This window comes from Bradyrhizobium sp. 26S5, from assembly GCF_036923295.1.
Classification (GTDB): domain Bacteria; phylum Pseudomonadota; class Alphaproteobacteria; order Rhizobiales; family Xanthobacteraceae; genus Bradyrhizobium; species Bradyrhizobium septentrionale.
Map to the genome: position 1 here is coordinate 3,028,494 of NZ_CP145948.1, position 18,384 is coordinate 3,046,877.

General features: G+C 65.6%; 17 protein-coding genes and 1 pseudogene. 15 read left to right on the forward strand and 3 right to left on the reverse strand.

Annotation, left to right across the window (positions count from 1 at the left end):
* Nucleotides 1-104: 104 nt before the first annotated feature.
* The 14 genes from V5279_RS14030 (at nucleotide 105) to V5279_RS14095 (ending at nucleotide 13,732) form a co-directional block, all read left to right on the forward strand.
* On the forward strand, nucleotides 105-1,388 hold the full coding sequence (locus V5279_RS14030; RefSeq protein WP_338698196.1) for a DUF445 domain-containing protein: 1,284 nt from the start codon (nucleotides 105-107) through the stop codon (nucleotides 1,386-1,388).
* A gap of 204 nt (nucleotides 1,389-1,592) precedes the next feature.
* Nucleotides 1,593-2,363: an alpha/beta hydrolase gene (locus tag V5279_RS14035; RefSeq protein ID WP_338698198.1), complete on the forward strand. Its 771-nt coding sequence runs from the start codon at nucleotides 1,593-1,595 to the stop codon at nucleotides 2,361-2,363.
* Between the two features lie 222 nt (nucleotides 2,364-2,585).
* Nucleotides 2,586-3,455 carry a phenylacetic acid degradation operon negative regulatory protein PaaX gene (gene paaX / locus V5279_RS14040; RefSeq protein ID WP_338698200.1) on the forward strand — a complete coding sequence of 290 codons (870 nt, stop codon included), beginning with the start codon at nucleotides 2,586-2,588 and terminating at the stop codon, nucleotides 3,453-3,455.
* A gap of 76 nt (nucleotides 3,456-3,531) precedes the next feature.
* Nucleotides 3,532-4,524: a 1,2-phenylacetyl-CoA epoxidase subunit PaaA gene (gene paaA / locus V5279_RS14045; protein WP_166297814.1), complete on the forward strand. Its 993-nt coding sequence runs from the start codon at nucleotides 3,532-3,534 to the stop codon at nucleotides 4,522-4,524.
* 11 nt (nucleotides 4,525-4,535) lie between these two features.
* The gene (gene paaB / locus V5279_RS14050) at nucleotides 4,536-4,823 is read left to right on the forward strand and encodes a 1,2-phenylacetyl-CoA epoxidase subunit PaaB (RefSeq protein WP_016842890.1); all 288 of its coding nucleotides are present in this window, start codon (nucleotides 4,536-4,538) and stop codon (nucleotides 4,821-4,823) included.
* 144 nt (nucleotides 4,824-4,967) lie between these two features.
* Complete coding sequence (paaC, locus tag V5279_RS14055; RefSeq protein WP_166297813.1) at nucleotides 4,968-5,744, forward strand: 1,2-phenylacetyl-CoA epoxidase subunit PaaC; 777 nt, start codon at nucleotides 4,968-4,970, stop codon at nucleotides 5,742-5,744.
* Nucleotides 5,738-6,241 (forward strand): 1,2-phenylacetyl-CoA epoxidase subunit PaaD, encoded by a 504-nt coding sequence (gene paaD, locus V5279_RS14060; protein ID WP_338698215.1) that lies wholly within the window; start codon nucleotides 5,738-5,740, stop codon nucleotides 6,239-6,241. The genes paaC and paaD overlap by 7 nt, the downstream gene beginning before the upstream one ends.
* Nucleotides 6,242-6,243: 2 nt before the next feature.
* Nucleotides 6,244-7,320, forward strand: coding sequence for a 1,2-phenylacetyl-CoA epoxidase subunit PaaE (gene paaE, locus V5279_RS14065; RefSeq protein WP_166297811.1), 1,077 nt, complete (start codon nucleotides 6,244-6,246; stop codon nucleotides 7,318-7,320).
* Between the two features lie 201 nt (nucleotides 7,321-7,521).
* Nucleotides 7,522-7,980: a hydroxyphenylacetyl-CoA thioesterase PaaI gene (gene paaI, locus V5279_RS14070; protein ID WP_338698216.1), complete on the forward strand. Its 459-nt coding sequence runs from the start codon at nucleotides 7,522-7,524 to the stop codon at nucleotides 7,978-7,980.
* Nucleotides 7,981-7,996: 16 nt separating this feature from the next.
* The gene (paaK, locus tag V5279_RS14075) at nucleotides 7,997-9,328 is read left to right on the forward strand and encodes a phenylacetate--CoA ligase PaaK (RefSeq protein ID WP_338698218.1); all 1,332 of its coding nucleotides are present in this window, start codon (nucleotides 7,997-7,999) and stop codon (nucleotides 9,326-9,328) included.
* A gap of 33 nt (nucleotides 9,329-9,361) precedes the next feature.
* A complete protein-coding gene (gene iaaH, locus V5279_RS14080; protein ID WP_338698220.1) occupies nucleotides 9,362-10,792 on the forward strand; it encodes an indoleacetamide hydrolase in 1,431 nt (476 codons plus the stop codon).
* A gap of 104 nt (nucleotides 10,793-10,896) precedes the next feature.
* Entirely contained in the window at nucleotides 10,897-11,910 is a 1,014-nt protein-coding gene (locus V5279_RS14085) for a zinc-binding alcohol dehydrogenase family protein (RefSeq protein WP_338698222.1), read from the forward strand.
* A 109-nt stretch (nucleotides 11,911-12,019) separates the two neighbouring features.
* Nucleotides 12,020-13,075 (forward strand): YeeE/YedE family protein, encoded by a 1,056-nt coding sequence (locus V5279_RS14090; protein ID WP_338698224.1) that lies wholly within the window; start codon nucleotides 12,020-12,022, stop codon nucleotides 13,073-13,075.
* A gap of 186 nt (nucleotides 13,076-13,261) precedes the next feature.
* Nucleotides 13,262-13,732, forward strand: coding sequence for a DUF1801 domain-containing protein (locus V5279_RS14095; protein ID WP_029078052.1), 471 nt, complete (start codon nucleotides 13,262-13,264; stop codon nucleotides 13,730-13,732).
* Nucleotides 13,733-13,844: 112 nt separating this feature from the next.
* On the opposite strand, the gene V5279_RS14100 is transcribed toward V5279_RS14095, so the two are convergent.
* A complete protein-coding gene (locus V5279_RS14100) occupies nucleotides 13,845-14,774 on the reverse strand; it encodes a DMT family transporter (protein WP_338698227.1) in 930 nt (309 codons plus the stop codon).
* A 47-nt stretch (nucleotides 14,775-14,821) separates the two neighbouring features.
* On the opposite strand from V5279_RS14100, the pseudogene V5279_RS14105 reads away from it, so the two are divergent.
* A pseudogene (locus V5279_RS14105) lies at nucleotides 14,822-16,280 on the forward strand (PLP-dependent aminotransferase family protein).
* A 186-nt stretch (nucleotides 16,281-16,466) separates the two neighbouring features.
* Here the strand turns inward: V5279_RS14105 and V5279_RS14110 are convergent.
* Nucleotides 16,467-17,687 (reverse strand): bifunctional alpha/beta hydrolase/OsmC family protein, encoded by a 1,221-nt coding sequence (locus V5279_RS14110; RefSeq protein ID WP_338698229.1) that lies wholly within the window; start codon nucleotides 17,685-17,687, stop codon nucleotides 16,467-16,469.
* 28 nt (nucleotides 17,688-17,715) lie between these two features.
* Complete coding sequence (locus V5279_RS14115) at nucleotides 17,716-18,378, reverse strand: sulfite oxidase-like oxidoreductase (RefSeq protein ID WP_338698231.1); 663 nt, start codon at nucleotides 18,376-18,378, stop codon at nucleotides 17,716-17,718.
* Nucleotides 18,379-18,384 lie beyond the last annotated feature (6 nt).

An 18,384-nucleotide genomic window follows, 5' to 3' on the forward strand; every position in this document is an offset into this window, starting at 1 on the left:
ACGGTGCTTGTGGCCATCCTTCGAGGCGCGCAAAGTGCGCGCACCTCAGGATGACGCCCGGGCGTGTGGCACCTAGGTAAACTAGCGTTCACTCGAAAGTCCCGATGACCCTTCCCGCCGCCCTCATCGCAACGCCCGTCGACGCCGAACGCGCGGCCGAGCTGCGGCGCGTGAAGTGGCTGGCGACCGGCGTGCTGGCGGCAACCTTCATCATTTTCATCGCGTCGAAGGCGCTGTTGTCGACGCATCCGGTGTTCGGCTTCATCGCGGCATTTGCCGAGGCCGCGACGATCGGCGGGCTCGCCGACTGGTATGCCGTCGTTGCGCTCTTCAAGCGGCCGCTGGGGCTGCCGATCCCGCACACCGCGATCATCCAGAGCAATCAGAAACGCATCGCCGAGAAGCTCGGCGAATTCATCGAGAACAATTTCCTTGAATCCGGTCCGGTCGAGGCCAAGCTGCGCGAGATCGACTTCGGTTCGTTCATCGCCGACTGGCTGCGCGACCGCAAACGATCCGAGGATCTTGCCCGCTTCGTGCTGCGGATGCTGCCCGAGGCGTTCGCGGCGACCGAGAGCTCAGGCTTGATGCAATTCATCAGCCGTCGCATCACGACGCAGGTGCTCTCGATTGATCTCGCGCCGCTTGCCGCCGGCGCGTTGCGCGGCTTCGTGCAGGAGGGCAAGCATGCCGGCCTGCTCGACGACATCCTGCGCGTGCTGCATCAGACGCTGACGCAGCAGGAGACCATGGCCGTGATCCGCGACAAGGTCCGCGCCGAGATGCCGACGCTGCTGAGACTTTATCGCGCCGACAAATTCGTGGTGAACCGCATCATCGCCTCGGCCACGAAATTCTTCGAGGAAGTGCGCAACGACCCCGAGCATCCGTTCCGCGGCGAGTTCGACCGCATGCTGCTGTCGTTTGTCGACCGGCTCGGCAGCGACAAGGCATTTGCCGATCGCATCGAGGGGCTCAAGCGCGACCTCTTGGCGCGGCCGGAGCTCGCCAATCTCGGACGCACCATCTGGGCCAACGTCAAGGACTTCATCGAGCGCAGCGCTTCGGGCGAGTCGCAGGTGCTGCAGCATCAGCTGGCAAGAATGTTCAGCGAGGCCGGCGAGGCGCTCGGCGGCGACGCCGACATGCGCGGCGAAATCAACCAGGGTCTGGTCGCGATCCTGCGCACGGTCGTGGCCGAGCAGAAGAGCGGCGTCTCGACCTTCATCGCCGACCAGATGAAGAGCTGGGACATGGAGCAATTGCTGCAGCTGATCGAGGTCAATGTCGGCAAGGATCTGCAATACATCCGCTTCAACGGCTCGCTGATCGGCGGACTTGCCGGTCTCGCACTTTACACCCTGGAATATGTGCTTCGGCTGCTGTGACCGATTGGGCACGGAGGTCACTTAAGTTGTGGCAAGTGTGACCCGGACCGCTTGCACGGAAGTGATCGGTTCCCTAGCTTTTCAAGGTTGATTGTTGCGTTGCGGAACGATTCCGCCGGGTTTGCGTCAATCCTGTTGACCCATTCCCGCTGATCCCATTGCCGGCCGCCGCGACGTCAGGGGCCGTGCCAAAGAGGAGTTGAAATGTCCGTTGCTGCGCAGACGCTACGCCCGCCGTCCAGGACGCTGATGTTTCTGGAAGGCCGCGCCATTCATGAGCTCGGTGCCTTCCTTGGTGCATTGCCGCTGTTGAGCCTCGCGCCGCGCGGCGATGCGCATCCGGTGCTGGTGCTGCCTGGGCTGATCGCCTCTGACACGTCGACCCGGCCGCTGCGCTCCTTCCTCAGGAGCAAGGGCTACGCCGTCAGTGGCTGGCGCCAGGGTCGCAACCTCGGGCTTCGTTCTGGCGTGCAGGACGGGATGGTCGAGCTGCTGCAGGAGATGAATGAAACCAGCGGCCGCAAGGTCTCGGTGATCGGCTGGAGCCTCGGCGGCCTCTATGCGCGCCAGCTCGCCAAGATGATGCCGGAGCGCGTGCGGCAGGTGATCACACTCGGCAGCCCGTTTGCCGCCGGCCCGAAATCGACCAACGCCTGGCGCGTCTACGAGATGGCCAGCGGCCGCCGCGCCGAGCAAGAGGACCAGCGTTTCGGCGGCTCGCTCGCCAGCACGCCGCCGGTGCCGACCACCGCAATCTTCAGCCGCACCGACGGCGTGTGCGCCTGGCAGGGCTGCCGTGAGCAGAGTTCGTCGATGACCGAAAGCATCGAGGTCGAGAGCAGCCATTGCGGCATGGGCCATCATCCGGCCGTGGTCTACGCGGTCGCCGATCGCCTCGCGCAGAAGGAAGGCGAGTGGGCGCCGTTCGATCGCAGCGGCTGGCGCAGCGTCGTCTATCCGGATCCGAATCGATAAGCGTTGTGAAGGTCTCTCTTCACCTCGCCCCGCTTGCGGGGAGAGGTCGGATTGCGCAGCAATCCGGGTGAGGGGGACTCTCCACGTCTCGTCTCTCACCATTCTCGCGAAGGCAGCCCCTCACCCCAACCCTCTCCCCGCAAGAGCGGGGCGAGGGGGGCAGCGGCGCTTCCCGCGTGTCGGTATTTCTGTGAATCGACAAAACGCGCTATGCGTTGACACATGCCGCAGCCGCTTGCCCGCATCGTCGACCAGCTGAAGCGCGAGCCGTCACGCACGGGCTCAATCATCATCACCGTGTTCGGCGATTCCATCGTGCCGCGCGGCGGCTCGGTGTGGCTCGGCACGCTGCTCGAATTCTTCAAGTCGCTCGACATCGACGGCAATGTGGTGCGCACCGCAATGTCGCGGCTCGCCGCCGACGGCTGGCTCGAGCGCAACAAGGTCGGCCGCAACAGCTTCTATCGGTTGAACGCCAGGGGACGGCAGACCTTCGACACCGCGACGCGGCACATCTACGATCCGCCGCCGTCGGACTGGACCGGCCGCTTTGAGCTGCTGTTGATCGGCAATGCCGAGGACCGCGACGCCGCGCGCGAGGCGCTGAAGAATGCCGGCTTCGGCAGCCCGGTGCCCGGCGTGTGGGTCGCACCCTCGGGCGTGCCGATCCCCGATGAAGCGTCGCGCGCGATCCGTCTCGAAGTCTCCGCGGAGGATGACAGCGGGCGCCGGCTGCTCAGCGAAAGCTGGCCGCTCGATCGCACCGCGGACGCCTATCTGAAGTTCATGAAGACGTTCGAGCCGCTGCACGGCTGGATCATCCGAGGCGAGAGGCTGAGCGACGCCGACGCCTTCACCGCACGCATTCTTCTGATCCACCACTACCGCCGGGTCGTGCTGCGCGATCCGCTGCTGCCGTATCAATTGCTGCCGAAGGATTGGCCGGGCAGGGCCGCGCGGAAACTCTGCGGCGAGATCTATCGCGGGCTGCTTTCGCCGTCGGAACAATGGCTTGACGACCACGCCACCAACGAGGCCGGGCCGCTGCCGAAGCCCAACGGGGCCGTGGCGCGCCGTTTCGAGGGCACCTGAACATATTACAAAAAATTCTTGCATTTTAAAATTTGTGTTATATATTCCTGCCCAACAACACACTGGGAGGTCGGCCATGTATACGCAGGCGCTCAACTCATCCGACGGCGACGATCGCGGCGTCGAGGATGTCGCCCGTGCCAGTCAGTTCCAGGCCCGCATCGATGCCGACGAGCGCATCGAGCCGAATGACTGGATGCCGGCAGCGTACCGCAAGACGCTGACCCGGCAGATTTCCCAGCACGCCCACTCCGAAATCGTCGGCATGCTTCCCGAGGGCAACTGGATCACCCGCGCGCCGTCGCTGCGTCGCAAGGCCGCGCTGCTGGCCAAGGTGCAGGACGAATGCGGCCACGGGCTCTATCTCTACGCCGCCGCCGAGACGCTCGGCACCTCGCGCGAAGAGCTCGTCGACGCGATGCTGTCGGGCAAGGCGAAATATTCCTCGATCTTCAATTATCCGACGCTGACCTGGGCTGACATCGGCACCGTCGGCTGGCTGGTCGACGGCGCGGCGATCATGAACCAGATCCCGCTCTGCCGCTGTTCCTACGGGCCCTATGCGCGCGCGATGATCCGCGTCTGCAAGGAGGAGTCGTTCCATCAGCGCCAGGGCTTCGAGATCATGGTGACGTTGTGCCGCGGCACCGCGGAGCAGAAGGCGATGGCGCAGAACGCGCTCGATCGCTGGTGGTGGCCGGTGCTGATGATGTTCGGCCCACCGGACCAGGTGAGCCAGCACAGCGACACCTCGACCAAATGGAAGATCAAGCGCTTCTCCAATGACGAGCTGCGCCAGAAATTCATCGACGCCACCGTACCGCAAGCCGAGTTCCTCGGGCTGACGATTCCCGATCCCGGCATGAAGCAGAACGAAAACGGCAATTGGGAACACAGCCCGATCGACTGGGACGAGTTCAAGCAGGTGCTGGCAGGCAACGGTCCCTGCAACCGCGATCGCCTTGCCGCCCGCCGCAAGGCGCATGAAGAAGGCGCCTGGGTGCGTGAAGCCGCGATGGCCTATGCCGAGAAGCGCAAGAGCCGCCAGCTCGCGCAAGCCGCAGAATAGGGAGCGCCGCCATGGCCACGCCGAACGTTCCGCTCTGGGAAGTCTTCATCCGCAGCCGCAACGGGCTTGCGCACAAGCATGTCGGCTCGCTGCACGCGGCCGACGCCACGCTGGCGCTGCAGGCCGCGCGCGACATCTACACCCGGCGCGGCGAGGGGCTGTCGATCTGGGTGGTGCCCTCGAACGCGATCACCGCGTCCGATCCGTCCGAGAAGGGCATGATGTTCGAGCCGGCAGAATCCAAGATCTACCGTCACCCGACCTTCTACGACGTCCCCGACGAAGTCGGGCATATGTGACTCTCATCCGTCATGGTGAGGAGGCGCGTAGCGCCGTCTCGAACCATGACGCCCCGATCGCAATCGCGGCCATCCTTCGAGACGCCTGCTGCGCAGGCTCCTCAGGATGACGTCGAGCAAGTGGATGCAGGTGGAATAGAGAACATGGCAACCGCCAATATCGAAGTCTCCGAAACGCCGCTGGTGCTCTACGCGCTGCGCCGCGCCGACGATGCGCTGATCCTCGGCCATCGCCTCTCCGAATGGTGCGGCCATGCGCCCGCGATGGAAGAGGACATGGCGCTCGCCAATATGGGTCTCGACCTGCTCGGCCAGGCCCGCGAGCTCTACACTTATGCTGCCAAGGTCGAAGGCCGCGGCAATGACGAAGACAAGTTCGCCTATCTGCGCGACGTCAGGCAGTATCGCAATCTCCTGCTGGTCGAGCAGCCGAATGGCGACTTCGCCCGCACCATGGTGCGGCAGTTCTTCCACGCGGCGTTCGCCGATCTCTACTGGCGCGCGATGATGGCGTCGTCAGATCCGACCTTCGCCGCGATCGCGGCGAAGTCGGAGAAGGAGAGTGCCTATCACCTGCGGCATTCGTCGGAATGGATCGTCCGCCTCGGTGACGGCACCGAGGAGAGCCATCGCCGCGCGCAGGATGCGATCGACGACCTCTGGGCCTATACCGGCGAGATGTTCGCGGTCGACGACGGCGAGCGCAGCCTGATCGATGCCGGCATCGCAATCGACCCGGCGGCGCTGCAGCCGCGCTGGCTGAAGACGGTTACAGGCATCGTCAACGAGGCGACGCTGGCGCTGCCATCCGGCAACTGGATGCAGCAGGGCGGCCGCAGCGGCCGGCACAGCGAGCATCTCGGCCATCTCCTCAGCGAGCTGCAGTCGATGCAGCGGACCTTCCCGGGGGCAACATGGTGACGGCGGCACTCAGCGATGCCGATCTGCGCCGGCGCGCCTGGAGCGCGGCCGCGCAGGTGGTCGATCCCGAGATTCCGGTGCTGACCATTGCCGATCTCGGCGTGCTGCGCGATGTCGCCGTCCACGACGGCCATGTCGAGGTCGCGATCACGCCGACCTATTCCGGCTGTCCGGCGATGAACATGATCGCGCTCGAGATCGAGCTCGCACTGGAGCGCGAAGGCATTCACCGGCCGAAGGTGCGCACCGTGCTGTCGCCGGCCTGGACCACCGACTGGATGAGCGAGGACGGCCGGCGCAAGCTCAGGGAATACGGCATCGCGCCGCCGCTGCCGGGCTCCTCGCGCCGCGCGCTGTTCGGCGAGCAGCAGGTGCCGTGCCCGCAATGCGGATCGGGCGATACCGAACTGCTGTCCGAATTCGGCTCGACCTCCTGCAAGGCGCTGTGGCGTTGCAAGAGCTGCCGTGAACCCTTCGACTACTTCAAGTGTCATTGACCATGTCGACCCCGCGCTTTCACCGTCTGTCCGTCAGCGATCTGCGCCGCGAGGCGTCGGACGCCATCTCGATGACTTTTGCGATCCCCGACGATCTGCAAGGCGACTACCGCTTCACGCCGGGACAATATCTGACGCTGCGCACCACGATGGACGGCGAGGAAGTCCGCCGCTCCTATTCGATCTGCTCGGGTCCCGACGATGGCGAGCTGCGCATCGCGGTGAAGAAGGTCGACGGCGGCGCCTTCTCGAACTGGGCCGCCGATGAGATCAAGGCCGGCGACGAGCTCGACGTGATGACGCCGACCGGCCGTTTCGGCGTCGCGCATGCGCCGGGTGAAGCGCGGACCTATGTCGGCTTCGCTGCTGGCAGCGGCATCACGCCGATCCTCTCGATCATCAAGGGCGTGCTGGCGCGCGAGCCGGACAGCCGGTTCTTCCTGTTCTACGGCAATCGCTCGACCGAAGGCGTCATGTTCCGCGAGGCGCTGGAGGAGCTGAAGGACCGCTTCATGCAGCGGCTGTCGGTGTTCCACGTGATCTCGGGCGAGGAGCAGGACATTCCGATCCTGCACGGCCGGCTCGACGGCGAGAAGGTGCGGGTACTGCTGCGCTCGCTGGTGCCGGCTGCGACCGTCGATCACGTCTTCGTCTGCGGCCCGGCCGCGATGAGCGAGACCATCGAGGCGACCTGCCGCGAGATCGGCATCGCCGACGAGCGCATCCATGTCGAACGCTTCGTGTCGGAATTCGGCGGCAAGCCGCGTCCGAAAGTGGTCGTTCCCGCCGGCGCGCCGCCGAAGGCAATCGCCGGATTGATCATCGACGGCAAGCGCCGCGAGGTCCCGGTGGCCGACGGCGAGTCGATCCTCGACGCCGCGCTGCGTGCCGGCATGGACCTGCCGTTCGCCTGCAAGGGCGGCATGTGCTCGACCTGCCGCGCCAAGCTGGTCGAAGGCGAGGCCCCGATGGATCTGAACTATTCGCTGGAGCCGTGGGAGCTGAAGGCGGGGTTCATCCTCACCTGCCAGGCCAAGCCGTGCTCCGGCAAGGTCGTGGTCGACTACGACCACGTCTGATTGTTGATCGTCATTCCGGGGCGATGCGCAGCGTCGAACCGCAGATGCGCAATGGCGCATCGGGGAATCTCGAGATTCCGGGTCTGGTCCTTCGGACCATCCCGGAATGACGGAAGAAGCGTTGACGCCTCACGCGTCGCGCCCAACACTGATGTGACACCAAGAGGCCCTTGCAACGGGCCCGCGCACAGGGAGTTCGATGTGAACGTGAAGGCCACGCTATCGCCCGAGGACGTCGCCCGCGCCTGCGCGGATGCGATGTGGAAGGAAGACGACGCCAGCAAGGGCCTCGGCATGGAGCTTGTTGAGATCAGGCCGGGGCGGGCCGTGATGGCGATGACGGTGCAGCCGCACATGGTCAACGGCCAGCGCATCTGCCATGGCGGCTACATCTTCACGCTGGCGGATTCCGCCTTCGCCTTTGCCTGCAACAGCCGCAACGATCGCGCGGTGGCGGCGCAGGGCGACATCACCTTCATCCGGCCCGGCAAGCTCGGCGACCGTCTGGTGGCGAGCGCGCACGAGATCTCGCGCGGCGGCCATTCGGGAATTTACGACGTGCGCGTCACTGCCGGCGACAGCGTGATCGCCGAATTCCGCGGACATTCGCGGGTGATCCAAGGCAACTGGCTGCCGGACACGGACATCAAGGCATCATGATTTCGGGAGACATGTGATGGTGACGGCAAAGCTCAAGGTCAGGGATGGCGGCTATCACGCCGAGCTCGACGCCGCCGAACGCGCCTCGCGCGACGAGATCATGGCGCTGCAGACCAGGCGGCTCGCCTGGTCGCTCAAGCACGCCTATGACAATGTCGCGCATTACAAGAAGAGTTTTGATGCCGCCGGCGTCCATCCGTCCGATTTCAGGCAGCTTTCCGATCTCGAAAAATTTCCGTTCACGGTGAAGACGGATCTGCGCGACAATTATCCGTTCAACATGTTCGCAGTGCCGCGCGAGCAGCTGGTGCGGGTCCACGCGTCGTCTGGCACGACCGGCAAGCCGATCGTGGTCGGCTACACCAGGGCGGACATCGACACCTGGGCGGATGTGATGGCGCGCTCGATCCGCGCCGCCGGCGGCCGCACCGGGATGCTGATGCACAATGCCTATGGCTATGGCCTGTTCACCGGCGGCCTCGGCGCGCATTACGGCGCCGAGCGGCTCGGCTGTACGGTGATCCCGATCTCCGGCGGCATGACCGAACGGCAGGTGCAGCTGATCAACGATTTCAAGCCCGACATCATCACGGTGACGCCAAGCTACATGCTGGCGATCCTCGACGAGTTCAAACGGCAGGGGCTCGATCCGCGAAAATCATCGCTGAAGTTCGGCATCTTCGGCGCCGAGCCATGGACCAACGCGATGCGCGTCGAGATCGAGCACGCCTTCGACATGGACGCCACCGACATCTATGGTCTGTCGGAGGTGATGGGGCCCGGCGTCGCGCAGGAATGCGTGGAGACCAAGGACGGCCTGCACATCTGGGAAGACCACTTCTACCCCGAGGTGATCGACCCCCTGACCGGCAAGGTGCTTGCTGACGGCGAGAAGGGCGAGCTGGTGTTCACCTCGCTGACCAAGGAAGGCTTTCCGATCATCCGCTACCGCACCCGCGACCTGACGCGGCTGTTGCCGGGCACGGCGCGGCCCGGCATGCGGCGGATGGAGAAGGTGACCGGCCGTTCCGACGATATGATCATCCTGCGCGGCGTCAACGTGTTCCCGACCCAGATCGAGGAGGCCCTGCTGGCGACCGACTGGTGCGGCGGCCATTTTGTGATTGAATTGACCCGCGAGGGCCGGATGGACGAGATGACGGTGCTAGCCGAAGCCCGTCCCGAAAGCTCGGACGGCGAAGGGCTGACCGCGCACGCCGAGAAGCTCTCCGCCTTCATCAAGAACACGATCGGCATCTCCACCCGCATCCGCGTCGTCGCCCCCGAGACGCTAGAACGGTCGCTCGGCAAGGCGAAACGTGTTTACGACAAGCGGCCGAAGGCCTAGCCTTGCGCCCACAGCAAGAGGGCGCAGGGTTCGATGGCAAATTCGACTGAAACCACCGCCGCTGAGATCGTGGCGGCGATCCGCGACGGGAAGGTGACGGCGGTCAGCGTCGTCGAGGCGGCGCTCGATCGCGCCGAGCGGCTCAAGGACCTCAACGCATTCATCGTGCTGAACCGCGACGGCGCACTTGCCGCCGCGCGCCAGGTCGATGCCGGGACGCGGACCGGCGTGCTGGCCGGGCTTCCGATCGTCGTCAAGGACAACATCAACACATCAGATCTGCCGACATCGGGCGGCACGGCGGCGCTGCAACACGCGCGACCTGCGCGCAATGCGCCGTCGCTGCAAAAGCTGCTCGACGCCGGTGCTATCGTCATCGGCAAGACCAATTTGCACGAGCTCGCCTTCGGCATCACCAGCACCAATCTTGCGCCGTTCGCGGGACCTGTGAGGAATCCGTACGACACCAGCCGGATTCCGGGCGGGTCGTCGGGCGGAACGTCCGCGGCGATCGCCGCGCGTATCGCCACCTGTGGCCTCGGATCCGACACCGGCGGCTCGACCCGCGTGCCCGCGGCGCTGACCGGCACCGTCGGCTTACGGCCGTCGGTCGGCAATGGCGGCGCCGAGCGGCGCTACCACGATGACAATCAGGTGGTTCCGATCAGCCATACCCGCGACACCATCGGCCCGATGGGCCGCACGGTCGCCGATGTCGCGCTGCTCGATGCCGTGATTACAGGCACGCCGCTCGCCACTAGCATTCCGTTGCGCGGCGTGCGTCTCGGCATTCCCGCCTGCTTCTGGAGCGGCCTCGATCGCGACGTCGAGGCGGTTACCCGCGCAGCCTGCGCACGGCTCACGGCGGCTGGCGTGGTGCTGGTCGATGTCGATATGCCTGACCTGTTCGAGCAGAACGGCAAGGTGTCCTTCGTGGTCGCGCTGCATGAACCGATCGCCGATATCCCGGCCTGGCTCGCCGCCTCCGGGATCGAGGGAATCACGCTTGCCGATATCGCCGCGAAGGTCGCCAGCCCCGACGTCATCGGCGCGTTCGGGGCCATCACCACGGACGCCTTCGGCGCCGCCTATGATGATGCGATCAAGGTGCAGCGGCCGGCGCTGCAGGCGATCTATGCCGCCTATATCAGGGACAACAAACTGGATGCCATCCTGTTTCCGACCACGATCGCGCCTGCGTCGGTCATCGATGAAAAGAACGGGTCCGGCGACATGTCGGTCAATGGCGGCGAGCCGGCGCCGACTTTCGGCACCATGATCCGCAACACCGATCCCGGCAGCAACGCCGGCCTTCCCGGCTTGTCGCTCTATGCCGGAATGACGCCGGGCGGATTGCCGGTCGGGCTCGAGATCGATGGTGCGGTCGGCAGCGATGCCAGACTGCTCGGGCTCGGCTTGTCGATCGAGGCGATCCTGGGCACGGCCCCGCCGCCGAAGCTCTGAGTCCACCGGCCGCAACAAGTCCCTTGAATTGGTCGGTCAGTCGATTAGTCATGGCGTTGGAGCGTGGCCTCGCGTCACGCAAAACGACCAAGACTGGAATCTCCATGCCGTCGGCTCTCCATCCCAATCCTGATCAGGTCGAAGCGCGTTGCGTGCGCCTGTTGACCAAGGCGGAGAATGCAGCGGCCGTGGCGCCGGTGGTCGAGACCCATGCACTTTCGTGCGGGGGCAACGACGTCCTGATCGAGGTGAAGGCGGCGGCAGTCAATCCGTCCGACGTGAAGGCCGCGACCGGGCTGATGCCCTATGCCGTGTTCCCGCGCACCTCCGGCCGCGACTATGCCGGCGTCGTGATTGACGGTCCGTCGGGCTTGATCGGGCGCGAGGTGTTCGGCTCATCAGGCGATCTCGGCATCCGCCGCGACGGCACCCACGCCACGCATCTCGTGGTCGAGCGCGATGCCGTGGTGGAAAAACCCGCCGGCATTTCCTGGGACGAAGCCGCCGGGATCGGCGTGCCCTTTGTCACCGCGATGGAAGGCCTGCGCCGCGCCGGACTGCCGAAGGCGGGCGAGACCGTGCTCGTGATGGGCGTCAACGGCAAGGTCGGCCAGGCCGCCGTGCAGATCGCAAGCTGGCACGGTGCGCGCGCGATCGGCGTGGTGCGCAAGAGCGAGCCCTATGAGGGCCACACGAATTCGCCGGTCGAGGTGATCGATGCCTCCACCACCGATGTCGCCGCGCGGGTGCGTGAGCTGACCGGCGGCAAGGGCGCCGACATCGTCTACAACACGGTCGGCGATCCCTATTTCCAGGCCGCGCACAAGTCGCTGGCGCTGCGCGGCCGGCAGATCCTGATCGCCGCGGTCGACCGCATCGTGCAGTTCAACATCCTCGAATTCTACCGCGGACAGCACACCTATGTCGGCATCGACACGCTCGCGCTGTCGTCGGTTGCGACCGGCGAGGTGCTGCGCGAGCTCGCGCCGGGCTTTGCCAGCGGGCATCTGAAGCCGTTTCCGATCAGGCAGAACGCGATCTATCCGTTGGAACAGGCCAAGGCGGCGTTCGTTGCCGTCGCCGGCTCGTCGCGCGACCGCGTGATCCTGCGACCGTAATTCACCGTCATTGCGAGGAGCGAAGCGACGAAGCAATCCATTCTCTCCCGTTGTGGTGGTATGGATTGCTTCGCTTCGCTCGCAATGACGAACTCTTGAGGACCCTTGCATGGACTCCGCCACGATCGTCATCCTCGCCGCCCTGATCATCGGCCTGATCTACGGCTCGGTCGGACTCGTCAGCGGCTTCTGCATGATGAGCGGGCTGCGCGGCTTGTGGGCGGAGGGCGACGGCCGGCTGGGGCGTACCTACGCGTTGGCGATGGGCGTTGCGATCGCGGCCTCGCAGCTGCTGGCGGCGGCGGGCCTCGTCGATCTCGGCAAGTCGATCTATCTGCAACCGTCATTCTCGGCGCCGGTGATGTTCCTCGGCGGCCTGCTGTTCGGTTACGGCATGGTGCTGTCGAATGGCTGTGGCTCGCGCGCGCTGGTGCTGCTCGGTCGCGGCAATCTGCGCTCGTTCGTGGTCGTCATCGTGCTCGGCATTTTTGCCGAGATGACGCTGAAGGGACTGATCGCGCCTATGCGGATCGCGATGGTGCAGACGTCTCAGGCCACGGTCGCCGCCAATTCGGTGCCGGCCTTGCTGGCAAGCGCCGGCCTTGGTGCGGTGCCGGCGCGGATGATCGCGGCCTCGGTGCTCGCGGCCGTGCTGATCATCTTCGCCTTCGCTTATGCGCCGTTCCGAAAATCGCCCGGCCAGATCGCGGCCGGCCTGATCGTCGGCCTGCTGGTGGCGGCAGGCTGGTACGCGACCGGCTATCTCGGCGCCGATGATTTCAATCCGGTGCCGGTGACGTCGCTGACCTTCATCGCGCCGATCGCCGACGCGCTGCAATATGTGATGCTGTCGACCGGCTCGACGCTCAATTTCGGCATCGTCACCGTGTTCGGCGTGTTTGCCGGCAGCCTGATTACGGCGCTTGCCACCGGACGCTTCGAGCTCGAAGGCTATCGGTCGCCGCAGCACATGCTGCGCTCGGCCGGCGGCGCCGCGCTGATGGGGGCGGGCGGCGTGATGGCCTTCGGCTGCTCGGTCGGGCAGGGGCTGACCGGGCTGTCGACGCTGTCGCTGTCGTCGTTCATCGCTATCGCCGGCATCCTGCTCGGCACCGGCGCAGGTCTGCGCGGGGCCTTGCGGGTCAGGCCGCTTGCGACGGCCTAGGGCGCTTACTCATAACCGGCGGCTTCCGGTCATAAAGCGGAAGTTGCCCGGTTCGGTAGTTATCGGCGGCTTATGACCCAGAGCTGTCATTGTGCCGCCGGTAGAAAAGGATAGGCTTAGCGTCGAAACGAGGTCGGTTGTGGGCCGTATATCCGCTGCCGCATCACGAATTAGATCGGTGGGGCCATGGCAGTAAAAAAAGACACGGGAACGCCACAGGCAAAAAGCGTCGAGCTTCTGGTAGCGATGACCGGCAAGGCGAGTCCTGCGAAAGCGGCCGAAGGCGACAAGCCGGTATTTGCCTATATCGAGAGCCTTCCCGAACCGCAGAAGAGCATCGCCAAACATGTCGATGCCTTGGCCGCCAAGGCAATCCCCGACCTCAAACGCGCGGTGAAATGGGGAATGGCTTACTATGGCGTTCCCGATGGGTGGTGCTTCTCTTCCGGCGCCTTCGTCGGTCACCTGAAGCTGATGTTCATCCGAGGCAACGAACTACAACCGGAACCCCCAGTGACACCGTTCAGAATGGGCAAGGCCACCCGCGGCGTCGAGTTGACCGCCATGGACGAGTTCGACGACGACCAGGTGCTTTCGTGGATGGCTCAGGCCGCCAAGAAACCGTACGTCACGGCGGCGATGAAGAAGAAGAAATAGGCCTCCTGGCGGCTGCCGCTTCTGGCCCAAGGCCGACATGCAGCGACGTCGGTTTCGACGTCAGCTTCCGAGACCGAAGCGGACGTGACGAATCCATGAGTACAGGCCCTAATTACGCACGCGCCGGTGCATCCGCGAGCGAGCTCAGCGCGATGCCGCCGACGATCAGGGCCGCGGCAATCGCGAGCGACAGATCTATCGGTTCGCCGAGCAGCAGCGCCGCGGTGACGATCCCGACGATCGGCGTCCCCGTCGTGCCGAGTGAGGTCGTGAGCGCCGGCAGGCTCTTGTTGACCATCGACATCGCCCAATAGGCGAGCGCCGTGCCGATGAAGCCGGAATAGAGGAACAGCAGCACGAGGTGCGGCGACCAATTCACCTCGGGCACGCCCTCGGTGACCAGCGCCGTCGTCGTCAGCACCAGCACCTGCCACAGCAGGAGCTGCAGCGGCGTCGCGATCCAGCGGTGCGAGCGGATATAGATGATGTTGGCGGCCCAGCAGATCGCAGCGACGATGATCATGCCGGCGCCGGCGATGATGTGCAGATTGCTCCAGTCCAGCGACGCCGGGTTGAGGATCACGCAGAGGCCGGCGAGCCCCGACGCGACCCCGACCAGCTTCAATGTACCGAGCCGTTCGGTGCGCGCGGCACCGGCGGCAAGAGCGACCCAGAGCGGCGTGGTGTAGCCGAGCACCACGCCCTTGCTCGCCGGCAGATAGCGCAGGCCGGCGGCGGTCAGTGTCGAGAAGAACGTCATGTGCAGCAGCGCGACGCTGAGCACGACAGGGACATCGGCGATCCGCGGAATGATCAGATTGCCGCTGGCGCGCAGGATCACCAGCAGGGCGATCAGCGCGATCCAGCTGCGGATCGACGCGGTCCATAGCAGCGGCACCGCCTGGACCAGCGATTTCGTCACCGACCAGTTGATGCCCCAGGCCAGCACCACGACGATGAACAAAGCGGCGGCTTTGGCCGGCGACAGCGATTGATTCACGGCAGCGTCCTTGCAGGCGATACCGCTTGTGAATAGGATCATGCTGGCTCTCTCGAAAGGGCCAGATTTGATAGACTGAAGGAGCCAGATTGATCCTCGCCGAATTGCTCGTGCTGAAGCGGTCGGATGATGCCGGCCTGGCCGCGCAGCTGACGGGGCAGCTGCGCGCGCTGATGGCAAGCGGCCGGATCAGGAGCGGCGCCGTGCTGCCGTCGAGCCGCAGTCTCTCGGCCGAGCTCGACGTGTCGCGCAACACGGTGACGCATGCCTATGAGCAGCTCGCGGCCGAGGGATATCTGCGCGTCGCCGCGCGGCGCCGGCCGGTGGTCACCGACGATATCGAGGCGCGCTTTGCCAAGGCTATGCCGGCGCCACGGCGAGACGCCGCCCGCAAGCCGCTGCTGTCGCCCTGGGCCTTGCAGCTCTCCGAGACGGATTGGCCGCTGTCGTACCAGGCCGAATTCCGGCCGCTGCGTCCCGGGTTTGCGGACGCGCGCGAGTTTCCGCACGAGCTCTGGGCGCGCTGCCTGCGCCGCAGCGCGCTGCGCCGCCGTTTCAACGACCAGACCATGGTCAACCGGCCAGCGCTGCGCGAAGCCTTGCGCGACTACCTCGAAATCAACCGCGGCGTGCACGCCGAGGCCGACCAGATCCTGATTCCTGCCGACCGCGCAGGCGGCGCTGACGCTGATCGCGGCGACCACCATCGTCGCCGGTGATGCGGTGTGGACCGAGGATCCCGGATATCCCGGCGCCGCAGCGGCGTTTCGCGCGGCCGGCGCCGACGTCGTCGGCGTCAGGCTGGATCAATGGGGCATGATGCGGGTGCGCGCGGTGCGCGCGCCGAAGCTGATCTTCACGACGCCGTCGCATCAGCACCCGACCGGACGAGTGATGCCGGTTGCGCGCCGCACCGAGCTGCTGGCGACGGCCGAGCCCGGCAAGACCTGGATCGTCGAGGACGATTACGACGGCGAATTTCACTATGACAGCCGCCCGATGCCGGCCCTGCAAGGGCTCGACCGCGAGGGGCGCGTGCTCTATCTCGGCACCTTCCCCAAGGCGATGACCGCCGATATCCGCATCGGCTATCTGGTGGTGCCGCCACAGCTGGCGCGGACGATGGAGATCGCGCAGCGGCATCTCGGGCTGATCGCCTCCGTGCATGTCCAGGAGGCGCTGGCCGGCTTCATAGCGGACGGGCATTTCCTGGCCCATGTCAGGCGGATGCGGCGCATCTATCGCGCGCGCCGGGACCACCTCGCCGCCGCGCTGGCGCGGCAGCTCGGCGAGGTGCTCGCGGCCGAGGTCCCGCCCGGCGGCATGCAATTGATCGCCCGCTTCAAGGACGGCGGCGCCGACCAGAGCGCCGTGGCGCGGCTGGTTGCCGCCGGCGTCGAGGTGCGCGCGCTGTCGAGCCTCGCGCTGGAACGGCCGCGCGACCATGGCTTGTTGCTCGGCTTCGCCGCCTGGCGCGAGAACGAGATCGGCGCGGCGGTCCGGATCATGGCGAACTGCCTGGCCGGCAAGCGCGCGGCGCGTGGGTAGAAGGGCGCTCGCACGATTTCGGAATAATGGAAGAATATCCCTGAGTTGCCCGACGCGTCAAGTTGCCTTGTCGAACACCGGCGGCCGCCGGCTACTTTGCATGGGGTTGTTTTCGATATTTCAAGTGGAGAGCGGATACAGCTGACATGCTGCTTCGGCTCGGCCCATCTCGCTGCGTCGCAGGTTCTACTCCGCCGCCTTGGTGACGATCCGTACCTCCGATGTCAGCGTCTTGTGCACCGGGCATTTGTCGGCGATCTCCATCAGCCGCTTGCGCTGATCGACGTCGAGCTCGCCCTCAATCCGGATGACACGGTCGATCTGGTCGAGCATGCCCTCGCGCGTCTCGCACTCCTCGCAATCCTTTGGGTAGATCTTGTTGTGTTGGAGCGTCACGGTGATGCGATCGACGGGCAGCGACTTGCGGTCGGCATACATCCGCATCGTCATCGAGGTGCAGGCCCCGAGCCCGGTGAGCAGGAAATCGTAAGGGCCGGGACCGGTATCCTGACCGCCGACGGCGGCCGGCTCGTCGGCCAGCATGCGGTGCGGCCCCGTGGTGACGATCTGCTGGAACTTGCTGGCGCGGGTCTCCTGCACCACGACGTTGCGCGGTGCGGCGCCGGTGTCTGCTGCCGGCTGGGGCGCGAGATCGACGTAGCGTTCCGCCCAGGCGCCGATCAGGTCGGCGACATAGGCGGCATCCTGCTTGCCGCTGAGGAGATGGTCCGCACCCGCAAGCGAGACGAAGCTCTTGGGGTGTTTGGCGGCGATGAAGATATTGGTGGCGTTGTCGATGCCGACGGTGTCGTCGGTCGGCGAGTGCATGACCAGCAGCGCCTTGTGCAGCGTTTTGACCTGTGCCATCAGATTTTGCTCGGCGACGTCGTCGAGGAATTTGCGCTTGATGCGGAAGGGACGGCCGGCGAGCGACACTTCGCCTTCACCCTGCGTGCGGATGTCCTCGAGGCGGTCCTTGAAAAAATGCGTGACATGGGCGGGATCGGAGGGCGCGGCGATGGTTGCGACCGCCTTCGCCTCGGGGATCCGGCCTGCGGCTGCGAGGATCGCGGCGCCGCCCAGGCTGTGGCCAATCAGGATCGCGGGCGCCTTGCGCGTCTCGCGCAAATGGTCGGCGGCGCGGACGAGGTCGGCGACGTTCGACGAGAAGGTCGAGTTGGCGAAATCGCCCTCGCTGGAGCCGAGGCCGGTGAAATCGAACCGCAACGTGGCGATGCCCTTGGCGGCGAGCGCGACCGCGATGCGCTTTGCCGCCAGCACGTCCTTGCCGCAGGTGAAGCAGTGCGCGAACAGCGCATAGGCCTTGATCGGCCCGTCGGGCGCATCAAGTGCTGCGGCCAGCTGATGGCCGTCCACACCGGTGAATTGAAAGCGTTCGTGCGGCACGGGCAGGCTCCATTTTTCTTGGTGGTTGTCAGTCGCCAGAATAGCGCTGTTCGGCCCAGGGATCACCGCGATTGTGATAGCCGCGCACCTCCCAGAAGCCCGGCGCATCTTCGGTCAGGAATTCGATGCGCTGCAGCCATTTGGCGCTCTTCCAGAAATAGAGATGCGGCACCACGAGCCGCACCGGGCCGCCATGCTCCTGCTCGAGCGGCTTGCCCGACCAGCTATGGGCGAGCAGCGCGTCCTCGGCGGCAAAGTCCTCGAGCGGCAGGTTTGTCGTATAACCGTCATAGGAATGCAGCGCGACGAAGCGCGCGTCCTCGCGCGGCTGGCAGGCGGCGAGCAAGTCGCGTGTTGCGAGCCCCTCCCACTGATTGTCGTAGCGCGACCAGGTGGTGACGCAGTGGATGTCGGAGACGAATTGCGTCTGCGGCTGCGCCATGAATTGCGGCCAGCTCCAGTAGATCGTCTGCTCCACCGCACCGTAGACGTCGAGCCGCCAGCGCTCCTGCGTGACGTTGGGCATCAGCCCGAGATCGAGCACCGGCCAGTCTGCCGTCAAATGCTGGCCCGGCGGCAGGCGCTGCTCCTCCGGCCGGGTGATCTCGCCGGTGAGGAACTTGCCTTCGCGCGCCCAGCGTTGCTTGCTGCGCGTCAGCTTGCTCTCGGGCGGTTCCTGGTCGTCGGTCATTGGCGT